Raw genomic sequence first — 9728 nt, 5'->3', positions numbered from 1 at the left:
AAGTTCGCACCCGCGAAGCTTTTCCCCAAGATTGGGCTCAGACTCAAAATAATTTGGGAGAAGCTTACTGTAAAAGAATCCAGGGAGACAGGGGTGATAATTTAGAAAGGGCGATCGTATTTTGTGAAGCTGCTTTACAAGTTTACACCCGCCAAGCTTTTCCTGAATATTGGGCAACGACTCAAAATAATTTGGGAGAAGCATACAGTCACCAAATCAAGGGAGACAGGGGTGATAATTTAGAAAAGGCGATTAAATTTTATCAATCTGCTTTAGAATTTTTTACTCCTACCACCTTACCCCTTAGCTGTCTGCTAACAGCCCAAAACTTAGGCAATTTAGGATTTGCCGAAAGCTTGTGGGAAACAGCCATCTTCGGCTACGAAAAAGCCATCGAAGCAGTCGAACAAACCCGCGAGTGGGTAACATCCCAAACCCGCAAACGACAAATAATAGAAGAAAACCTCAATATCTACGAAAAAATGATGCAATCGTGCATCAATCACAAACAATATGACAAAGCAGTCCAAACCGTAGAACGCAGCAAATCCCGCTACCTAGTCGAACTCTTCACCAACAGCGAAATCTATCCCAAAACAGCCACAGAATCCGAGAAACAACAACTCAGAAACTTACGCAGCCAAATCGCCGCCGCCCAACAATCCCTAGAAACACAATCATCGACTCCCCCTCTTCCTCCCCCCCTTACCAAGGGGGGGCCGGGGGGGGTTCCAGAAGACTCCGACACACAACGCGCAACTCAAACCCGCAGTCTCAGCCCCGAATTATTTCAACAACAAACAGACAAATTAGCAACAACATTGCAGCAATTAGAACAATTGCTGCAACAGATAAAAAAGCGAGAACCAGAATTCACCCTAACCCAAAAAGTCGAACCCATAGACATCGCCGAATTCCAGCAAACATTAGATCCAGAAACAGCAATTGTAGAATGGTACATCGGCAACCCCAAATTTAACAACGAAGACTGGGGAGGATCAGCCTTCATCATCACCCGCGACAAAATAGACTTAATACCAATAACCGCCACCGAATTAGCAGAATTAGAAACCTGGAAAAACGACTATTTCAACGAATACCGCGACAAAGCCAAACAAAAAATCTGGCAAAAAACCCTATCCGCAAAACTGCACAAACTCTCGGAAATATTGCGCCTCAACGAGATAGTCGCCAAAATCCCCAATGATTGCCACCAACTAATATTAGTACCTCACCGCTACCTGCACCTATTCTCCCTCCACGCCCTACCATTCACATCAGAGGGCGGGCACGGGAGCACCGCCCCTACGAAATACCTCCTAGACTGCTTCCCCGACGGCGTGAAATACGCCCCCAGTTTGCAACTCCTGCAACTCCTACAAAACCGCATCAAAACCCGCACATCTCCCGCCCCCGAATTGCAGCCATTATTTGCGATTCAGAATCCCACCGAAGATTTATCAAACGCCGACATGGAAGTAGAAATTATTAAACAAAGATTCAATCCCCACGACATCTTAATCAAACAACAAGCCACAAAAATCGCCTTCAACGAAAACCTCAAAAATCTCTCTAATGCCAGCTACATCCACTTTTCCTGCCACGGAGTCTTTAACTTTGACTATCCGCTGCTGTCCCTACTAGCCCTAGCCGATTCCATCGAATCTACCGTAGGGGCGGTGCCCCCGTGCCCGCCCGAATCGCCCGAAACTCCCCGCTATGTGACAATGCGTAGCGGGCGAAAAGCCATCCCCGAAAAATGCCTAACCTTGCGAGAAATCTTTGCCGATTTAGAGTTAAGTAGGTGCAATCTCGTCACACTCTCCGCCTGCGAAACCGGGTTAACTGGTTCAACAGAAATGACTGATGAGTACATTGGTTTACCAAGCGGCTTCTTGTATGCTGGGAGTATGAATGTTGTTAGCACATTGTGGTCGGTAGATGATTTTGCGACGGCGATTTTAATGATAAAATTTTATCAGGAATTGCTACCGAAAGTTTCAGTAGCCGTCGCTTTGAACGCGGCCCAAAACTGGATGCGCGCAGTCAGCCGGGAGGATTTTGAAGTTTGGGTTAAATCCTTAAATTTAGATAAAAAATCGGGACAAAGTGTGGAACTGTGGTTAGTATTATACCCAGAGGAACAGCCGTTTAGCCATCCCAAGTATTGGGCGGCATTCTGTGCTACTGGATATTAAGTGGAAACACAAATTAACCTCAAAGACCGTCAGGGGTTAAAACCCCTGCCTCAAAGCTGAAGTCCTCTGAAGAGGACTGAAGAACTCAGCAGTCCTCTTCAGAGGACTTTCGCTATTAGACAGGGGTTTTAACCCCTGGCGGACTGCGGGCAAAACGGTGATTTTGACACGGTTTGGGAATTAAAGTCCTGACTGCGAACCAGGAATAAAGACTAAAGTCCTGACTGCGAACCTGTATTTTATTAACGGAGAATAGTTTTATGGAACCCGAAAAAGTGATCCTTATCTTTCTCAAATGGCTGGCCGAAAATCCCAGCATTTTCATGCCGACAGCATGGCAAGATTTACCCAAACTAGAGACAGAAATAACAGAATCAGCCGATGATGAATTATTTCCCATTGCCATGACTATCAGTAAGTGGTGCGCCAATCATGGATTGGGAGAAACTTTAAGAGAAGATGTAGCCAAAAATAAAAAAGATATCGACGATGGAGGCGAACCCACCCCAACTACAATGCAGCCGCTAACCAATATCACTCAAGTTTTGCGTCAAAGCATTGAAGATAGCTACAAAAAACTTCAAAAAGAACTCGATGCAGAGAATCAATCAAATACAGACAATGACTCAAAATAGTAAAATCTATGCCCCCAACGTCTATCTATTTGCCTATCACCTCTGCAAACCCCTAGAAACAGAGTCGATTTCTCCTGAAGAATTCGCCAAACTCTGGGAAAAGTGCAACGAGATATTGCAAACTAAATTAGCAGTGGGTAAAGCATTCAACGGTAGCTATTTACCCAAAAAAGATGAACCTGTCGGATGGCGAGTTGAACTAATTAACAAACAAGTTGTCGGCAATCGAAATTCTCTCGCTTTTGCTAAGAATATTTCCCATGACAACCAGGAAATAAATCTCAAAGGTTTTGCCCAACCGCTGCGGATTGATGACAGCTATGCCTTGGGTTTACAAATTCGCGTTCCCGAAAAAATTGACGGCAATAAAACGCCCGCTGTCGATGTTAGCATCTTCAAGGAATTTAATCCCGATAACTGCTTGCTGCCGGATTTCGTGCAAAGCTATTTCGGTCAAACTCTGCTGCTTACAGCTTGGCTGAGTGTAGAACAAAATCAAGCGGCGCGGGAAGATGCGCTGTTTCTGAAAAAACTAGCCCAACAGTGTTTAGAAAAATTCATTTCCGGTGACAATCAGCCGAGTTTTTACCGTCAAGGCGAGTTATTCGGCAGCCCGATTTTAGAATACGGCGACCCCAGTCGGCAAGATACTGAATGCCACATTATAGTCTGGTTTTTTAACAGTTCTGCAACTGATGAAATCTGGGATGAGACGCGGTACAGCGATTTTGTCGAGTTGTTTCTGTTCCGCAATAAGATTCTTCGCGCTTATCACGATACCCGCAAAACTTACTTGGTGACTCGCGAGGAATACAAACAAATTGAACTGGATATCGACGCGACTTTTAAGTATTTGCAGCAGGACAAAGCCCATCAGCGGCAATTGAAAGGTGCGGGTTTAAAACAAGAGGAACTAGAACATCTGGAACGTCAGACAATCGAGATGCCGCCGCGGGCTGTGAAGTATGCGCGGTTGCTGATGGACTTGGAATTTCGGCAAAATACGATCGCAATTAATGCCAAAAATTACCAAAATAAATTAAATCAAATAAGTCTTGACTTAAAATCAAGCAAGAAGTACAATGATAGCGATCGCGATTTAAGCTTTTTAGAATTATTCAGCAAAGAAACTTGCCCGCAGTTTGAAGAACAAATCAAAGCCGACTTAGGCTACTTCAAACACGGCACAGGCTTGCTAGACAAAGCAATGGAAGCAATTCGAGGAGTTGTCGCCATTGAAGAAGCTTATCGGGATGCAAAACTAGAAGTCACGATTCAAGCTGTCGGCTTTGGTTTGGGAGTAGCCGGAGTAGTGGCTGGAAGTTCTCCTTATTTGATTAAACAAGACCCGCCGAATCAGGTGGTTTATTTGCCTTTCCTGAAGGTGGGAATTAATTCTTTTGCGTTGGTATTGTTGATTAGTATCGGCGCGGGGGTTGTGGTTTGGGGTTTGGTGATGTTGGGTGCAAATTCTAAGAATCTACTAGGTAAGATAAGACGGCGGTTGAAACCGCTTCTACAGAAACGAAGATAAGACGGCGGTTGAAACCGCGTCTACACAAACGAAGATGAGACGGCGGTTGAAACCGCGCCTACACAAACGATGTCCGCCTCCGCGGACTGAAGAAAATGAGATAATTTCAATCACCGGGACATCTTCAACCCACGGAGGTGGGTTTTGTCTGTGTCGCCGCGAATTCCATTCGCCCGGGCATCTTAATATTGAGGAACAGACGAATCTACTTCTTGACTCCAAGCAGTAATCCCGCCCTTAACATTAATCCCCTCAATTCCTGCTTCCTTCAAAATGCCCAAGGCCTTCGCAGAACGCATTCCCATTTTGCAGCAATCAAGCGGTGCCTGTTTAATAATTACTTGACTTTGGCAACACCTTCGTAGTCTTTAATATCCGGCAAAGGAACCAATAATGACCCAGAAATTTGCTGATGTATTTGGAATTTAGGTAGGCAAAATACGATCGCCATTAATGCCAAAACTTACAAGATAAATTAAATGAAATAAGTCTTGACATCAAAGCTAGAAAGCGGTAAAATGATAGTAATTGCAATTTAAGCTTGATCAAATTATTAAGCAAAAAAACATCGCCACAGTTTCCAGCGCAAATCTAAGCAGAGTTAGGCCACTTCCAACACGGTGCCGGCTTGTTAGACAAAGCAATGGAAGCAATTCGAGCTATTGTGGCGATCGAAGAAGTCTACCGGGATGCGAAACTAGAGGTAATAATTCAAGCTGTGGGCTTTGGTTTGGGCGTGGCGAAAGTGGTGGCTGGAAGTGATCCTTATTTAATCAAACAAGACTCGCCGATGAAAAGCAGTACAGATGATTGGGAATTAAAAGTCTTCGGGCTTCATTGCAAATCATCACAGTAATCATTTCGCCGGAATAAATCTCAACTTCTTTTAGGGATTGAAACAAAATCGAGTAGGAAGCGGCAAAATACAAATTAAGCCACAATTAATCTCCATCCCATCTTCACTTGAGATGACAGTGACAATTCGGCTTTTCAATCAAAGACTCAACCAAAGCATTCAATGCAACCGCCGCCAACAACCCGCCGCCAAAAGTCCCCACAGTCGTAATATAAGGAATGCCCGATCGCACTAACCGACGTTTCGCCACCGGAGAATGACTAAAACCGATCGGCATTCCAATCACCAAAGCCGGTTGCAGTTGCCCATTTGCGATCGCCTCACAAACCGCCATCAGCACAGATGGCGCATATCCTACTACCAATATACATCCTTTTTCCAGTTTCAACAACTTTTCAAACCACTCACGCTCATGCCAGAATTCCTGTTCCGCTTCCGCCGCAGCATTGATGTGCGGGTCATCAATTAAAGTTGTGATACTTGTTCCCAAATGTGCTAATCTTGTGTTATCCAAAGCAGCAAAAACAGGCGGCACATCAGCCACAATTTGACATTGATTTTTTAATGCTTCCCGCGCCGATTTAATCGCCGTTTCGCTCAACTTCACAAACGGCAGCAGCGAACAATCACCGCTGGCTAACACCAGTTTAGAAAGCAAGTCTACCTCAATTTCCGAGCGATCGGACAAATCCGGCAACAAATGCTGCAACGACTCCCCAAACGCCTCCGGGTGAGTGTGCGCCCCCGCATCCCAACCATTCCAAAGTTGTTCCAACTGTCCCAACTCCCCGTCAGTTTGGGCCTGCAACAGCCTCAATTGCGCCAGTGCGCCCGCTTGCACCGCTTGACACGAAAGATCCCGCCCCAGCAATCCTTCAAGCGCCGAAGCCGTTTCTCGGAGGCGTACAATTTGCTGAATAACCGACAGATATTGCCGTTGCAGAGTCGCCATCAGCGCGTCTGGGGAAGCATCCGCGTCTGTTTCTAAGAGTTTGCGAATGTGAGACAGTTGAAAGCCTTGCTGCTTGAGTGCGACAATTCTTTGGAGTCTTTGCACGTCGCTGCGGGTGTACAGTCTGTAGTTAGAAGTCGATCGCACGGCTGGAGATAGCAGCCCCAAAGCGTGATAATGGCGCACCATCCGAGGCGTAATTGTGCCTTTTACTGCTTCAGTAAGTTGTTTAATTGTCAGGTATTGTTGCATTGGTTGAGAGAAGAAACTGGGTGATTAAGACTCGGCGGTTGGAAACCGCGTCTACACACACGAAACCTGCCTTCGCAGGTTGAAAGAATCATGTATCCCAGTCCGCGGAGGCGGACTTTGTTTGTGTAGTCGCGGTTTCTAACCGCCTGGGCATCCGTTTATTTGTGTGCCCGCAAACTCTACGGTTTCTAACCGCCGGGGCCTCCGTTTGTTTGCATAGTTATTGATGAGTTTTGTAATTTATTTTGGTTTCACCCTTGACATTAACACTAATGTCAAGGTTTACGATGCAGGAGTCATTCTACCAAGTCAAATTTTCCCATGACTCCCAATTCCCTCCCCACCTCGCGCCTCTCGCGCCTCGCCGAAGAACACCCAGATACTTTAACTGCCGCCCTGTGCGGAATTCTGGTAATTTTGGGTTCGATCGCCCTACAACTCGGTTGGCTGGGCTTAGCGGTGTTAATATTGCCCGCTGCTTATGTGATCGGTGGCTATTCTAGCACCCGCGAAGGCTTGACTACGCTTTTTCAAGAACATGAATTAGATGTGGATTTGTTGATGATTGTTGCTGCTTTGGGTGCGGCTGGTTTGGGGCTGTGGCGGCAAGAATATCATTTAATTGTTGACGGTGCGGTGCTAATTTTAATTTTTGCGATTAGTGGCGCGCTGGAAGGTTATGCTATGCAGCGGACTGAACGGAGTATTCGCAGTTTGATGAGTTTGACGGCGGATACTGCGAGGGTGATAATGTACGATGGGGAACGGTTGGTGGCGATCGACAAATTGGCAATTGGCGATCGCATTTTAGTCAAGCCCGGAGAAATCATTCCCACAGATGCGATAATTGTTGAAGGCTACAGCGCCCTGAATCAAGCCTCGATTACCGGCGAATCAATGCCCGTGGAAAAAGTTGCGGGCGATGAAGTTTATGCAGGCACGATTAACGGTGCCGGTGCGCTACAATTGGAGGTTCACAAAACTCCCGAAAGCAGTTTGATTCAGCGAGTGATTCGGCTGGTACAACAAGCGCAAACAGAATCGCCACCTTCTCAAATGTTTGTGGAAAAGTTCGAGCGCGGTTATGCTAAATTAATTGTCGGTTTAGGCTTGCTGCTGGCAATTTTGCCGCCCTTTGTTTTAGGCTGGAATTGGGAAGATACTATCTATCGGGCGCTGATTTTCCTAGTAGTCGCATCCCCCTGCGCGCTGATGGCTTCGATTATGCCGGCGCTGCTTTCGGGCATGGCTAACGGGGCGAAACAGGGGATTTTGTTTAAAAGCGGCGCGCAATTGGAGATAATTGGTAAAGTTCGGGCGATCGCCTTTGACAAAACCGGAACTCTCACCACGGGAAAACCTGAAGTTGTCAAAATTGTACCAGCAGCCGGATATACTGAAACAGAAGTTCTGCAATTGGCTGCATCCCTCGAAACTCATTCCGAACACGCGATCGCCCAAGCAATTGTCCAAGCCGCCCAGCAGCAAAAGTTACCGTTGTCAAGTGCTACGGATGTACAAGCAAAAATCGGTCGCGGAATAGTTGGTAAAGTTGACAATCAAATCATTACCATTGGTAAAGCCGATTTTGTACAAGCAACTTCGGAGTTGACTCAAACCAGCCATCAATTGCAAGCAGAGGGAAAAACAGTTGTTTGGGTAGCAAAGGGCGATGAACTTTTGGGCATCATTGCAGTAGCAGATACAGTCCGCCCCGAAGCAGCAGCCACAGTAAAACGCTTGCAAAAATTAGGCGTAGAACATATCATAATGCTGACAGGCGACAACCAGCAAACTGCTCAATACATCGCCCAACAATTAGGAATCAATGAAGTGTACGCCGAACTTTTGCCAGAAGACAAAGTGCACCTAATTAAAAAGCTGCAAACCCAGTATCAAACCGTCGCAATGGTAGGAGACGGCATCAACGACGCACCAGCCCTCGCCCAAGCTTCCGTAGGAATTGCGATGGGAATTTCCGGTAGCGATGTCGCTTTAGAAACGGCTGATATCGTATTAATGGCAGATAAATTAGAACAACTAGGTAAAGCAATTAGTTTGGGCCGCCGCGCTCAAAATGTAGTCAAACAAAACATTGTTTTTGCGCTAAGCTGCATTATACTATTGTTGGCTGCTAATTTTTTAGGAAGTATCACAATGCCGATCGGCGTTATCGGTCATGAAGGGTCTACAGTTTTGGTAACATTGAGCGGTTTGCGGTTGCTGAGACATTAGGGCGATCGAGCTTTTCTTGAATTTATATCGACGGTTTGTAGTGAGGACTTCAGTCCGCACATTCAGAGGACTCAAGTCCTCACTACAAACTAATCTGATAACTCCCTTAAAGCTGAAATAATATGCGGAGCTAAACTTAACGATCTTACCACTTCTTTTTGTAACTGAAATATAGTATCTTCGTAATCAGCCTGATTTCTGATTTTTCTCAATCGAGTTAAGTTTCTACCAATCTCTGTAATTTTCTGGGATTTCGATCGATTGTAAATAAATTCTTCAGCTACATATTGATGGTCGTTGATATCGTAAGTTTTATTGCGTGATAGTCTTGGATCTTGTTCAATATCGCGCAAGTAATTCCGTGCTAGGCAAAACACAGAATAATATGCTCTACTTATAGCAGAACGCAATTTTGCTTCTTCAGTGCTGGCGGCTAGCTCTTGTGCTAAATTAAGATATTCTGACCAATCAAATTTCATTCCCACCCCAAGTCAATGTTTAATTTATTGTTAGGAATGACAAGGCTCGCGTCTAGCCACCAAGTGCGATCGAGAGTTTGTAACTTTGCCAAGGCTTCATCGACTTCTAGTTTAGTATATATCGTCATCCAGAGCGATCGCCAATTGGCAATTTCTGGATCGGTTTTCACTTCCAAGGCTAATCTTTCGCTAGGAAATAGTTCTCTAACTTTAGAATGAGCTTCTAAAATTAAACTGACCATTACTTCTTGCTCGATAATGAACTTAAAAGTTTCTAGAGGTTCTTCTACCGTGTAGAGAATTCGGATTTTATTGAAATCGGCGATTAAATTGTCAAACGGTGCGGTTTGAATGGCTTGCTCTTGGATAGCAGTCATAACTGTTGCGGAGTGCTTTACTTGTTAAAATTTTAGCAAATATGGGCGCGATCGGGTGCTGAGAAACCGGGTTTTTTACGAAAATATTTTCTTGTCGCCCACAGCTTAGGTAAAAAACCCGGTTTCTGATCCGACTGTAGTTTAGACTAAATAAAGATGAGAACGGTGGCAAAAGAAGAACTAGAGCCACCGCGCCGGGAGAGAATGAGG

The 9728-nt window shown here is 45.3% G+C and carries 8 protein-coding genes and 1 pseudogene; 5 read left to right on the top strand and 4 right to left on the bottom strand.

Features of this window, described 5'->3' with window-relative positions:
• The 3 genes from QUB66_RS24745 to QUB66_RS24735 form a co-directional block, all read left to right on the top strand.
• The coding region (locus QUB66_RS24745; protein ID WP_332971284.1) for a CHAT domain-containing protein at positions 1 to 2198 on the top strand (2198 nt) is incomplete at its 5' end.
• A gap of 260 nt (positions 2199 to 2458) precedes the next feature.
• Positions 2459 to 2833 (top strand): hypothetical protein, encoded by a 375-nt coding sequence (locus tag QUB66_RS24740; RefSeq protein WP_332970070.1) that lies wholly within the window; start codon positions 2459 to 2461, stop codon positions 2831 to 2833.
• Positions 2820 to 4367 (top strand): hypothetical protein, encoded by a 1548-nt coding sequence (locus QUB66_RS24735; RefSeq protein ID WP_332970071.1) that lies wholly within the window; start codon positions 2820 to 2822, stop codon positions 4365 to 4367. Before QUB66_RS24740 ends, QUB66_RS24735 begins: the two co-directional genes overlap by 14 nt.
• 182 nt (positions 4368 to 4549) lie before the next feature.
• Here QUB66_RS24735 and QUB66_RS24730 read toward each other — a convergent pair.
• Positions 4550 to 4776 (bottom strand): annotated as a pseudogene (locus QUB66_RS24730) (rhodanese-like domain-containing protein); the annotation flags it as partial.
• 234 nt (positions 4777 to 5010) lie between these two features.
• Between QUB66_RS24730 and QUB66_RS24725 the strand changes: the two are divergent.
• Entirely contained in the window at positions 5011 to 5223 is a 213-nt protein-coding gene (locus QUB66_RS24725; RefSeq protein WP_332970072.1) for a hypothetical protein, read from the top strand.
• A gap of 103 nt (positions 5224 to 5326) precedes the next feature.
• Here the strand turns inward: QUB66_RS24725 and QUB66_RS24720 are convergent, their stop codons facing one another.
• Positions 5327 to 6427, bottom strand: coding sequence for a precorrin-8X methylmutase (locus QUB66_RS24720; RefSeq protein WP_332970073.1), 1101 nt, complete (start codon positions 6425 to 6427; stop codon positions 5327 to 5329).
• 321 nt (positions 6428 to 6748) lie between these two features.
• On the opposite strand from QUB66_RS24720, the gene QUB66_RS24715 reads away from it, so the two are divergent.
• Positions 6749 to 8662, top strand: coding sequence for a heavy metal translocating P-type ATPase (locus QUB66_RS24715; protein WP_332970074.1), 1914 nt, complete (start codon positions 6749 to 6751; stop codon positions 8660 to 8662).
• An 89-nt stretch (positions 8663 to 8751) separates the two neighbouring features.
• Here the strand turns inward: QUB66_RS24715 and QUB66_RS24710 are convergent, their stop codons facing one another.
• Both QUB66_RS24710 and QUB66_RS24705 read right to left on the bottom strand, forming a co-directional pair.
• Complete coding sequence (locus tag QUB66_RS24710) at positions 8752 to 9141, bottom strand: HEPN domain-containing protein (RefSeq protein WP_332970075.1); 390 nt, start codon at positions 9139 to 9141, stop codon at positions 8752 to 8754.
• Positions 9138 to 9518: a peptidase gene (locus tag QUB66_RS24705; protein WP_332970076.1), complete on the bottom strand. Its 381-nt coding sequence runs from the start codon at positions 9516 to 9518 to the stop codon at positions 9138 to 9140. The genes QUB66_RS24710 and QUB66_RS24705 overlap by 4 nt, the downstream gene beginning before the upstream one ends.
• Between the last annotated feature and the right edge of the window lie 210 nt (positions 9519 to 9728).

Source organism: Microcoleus sp. A2-C3, from assembly GCF_036706065.1.
Taxonomy (GTDB): Bacteria; Cyanobacteriota; Cyanobacteriia; order Cyanobacteriales; family Microcoleaceae; genus Microcoleus.
The sequence above is the reverse complement of the archived record's forward strand: the minus strand, read 5'-3'. Positions and strand labels throughout refer to the sequence as shown.

Coding starts and splice junctions, on each gene's coding strand:
- QUB66_RS24705 (WP_332970076.1), bottom strand. CDS start 9,518: ATGACTGCTATCCAAGAGCAAGCCATTCAAACCGCACCGTTTGACAAT.
- QUB66_RS24740 (WP_332970070.1), top strand. CDS start 2,459: ATGGAACCCGAAAAAGTGATCCTTATCTTTCTCAAATGGCTGGCCGAA.
- QUB66_RS24710 (WP_332970075.1), bottom strand. CDS start 9,141: ATGAAATTTGATTGGTCAGAATATCTTAATTTAGCACAAGAGCTAGCC.
- QUB66_RS24720 (WP_332970073.1), bottom strand. CDS start 6,427: ATGCAACAATACCTGACAATTAAACAACTTACTGAAGCAGTAAAAGGC.
- QUB66_RS24735 (WP_332970071.1), top strand. CDS start 2,820: ATGACTCAAAATAGTAAAATCTATGCCCCCAACGTCTATCTATTTGCC.
- QUB66_RS24715 (WP_332970074.1), top strand. CDS start 6,749: ATGACTCCCAATTCCCTCCCCACCTCGCGCCTCTCGCGCCTCGCCGAA.
- QUB66_RS24725 (WP_332970072.1), top strand. CDS start 5,011: ATGGAAGCAATTCGAGCTATTGTGGCGATCGAAGAAGTCTACCGGGAT.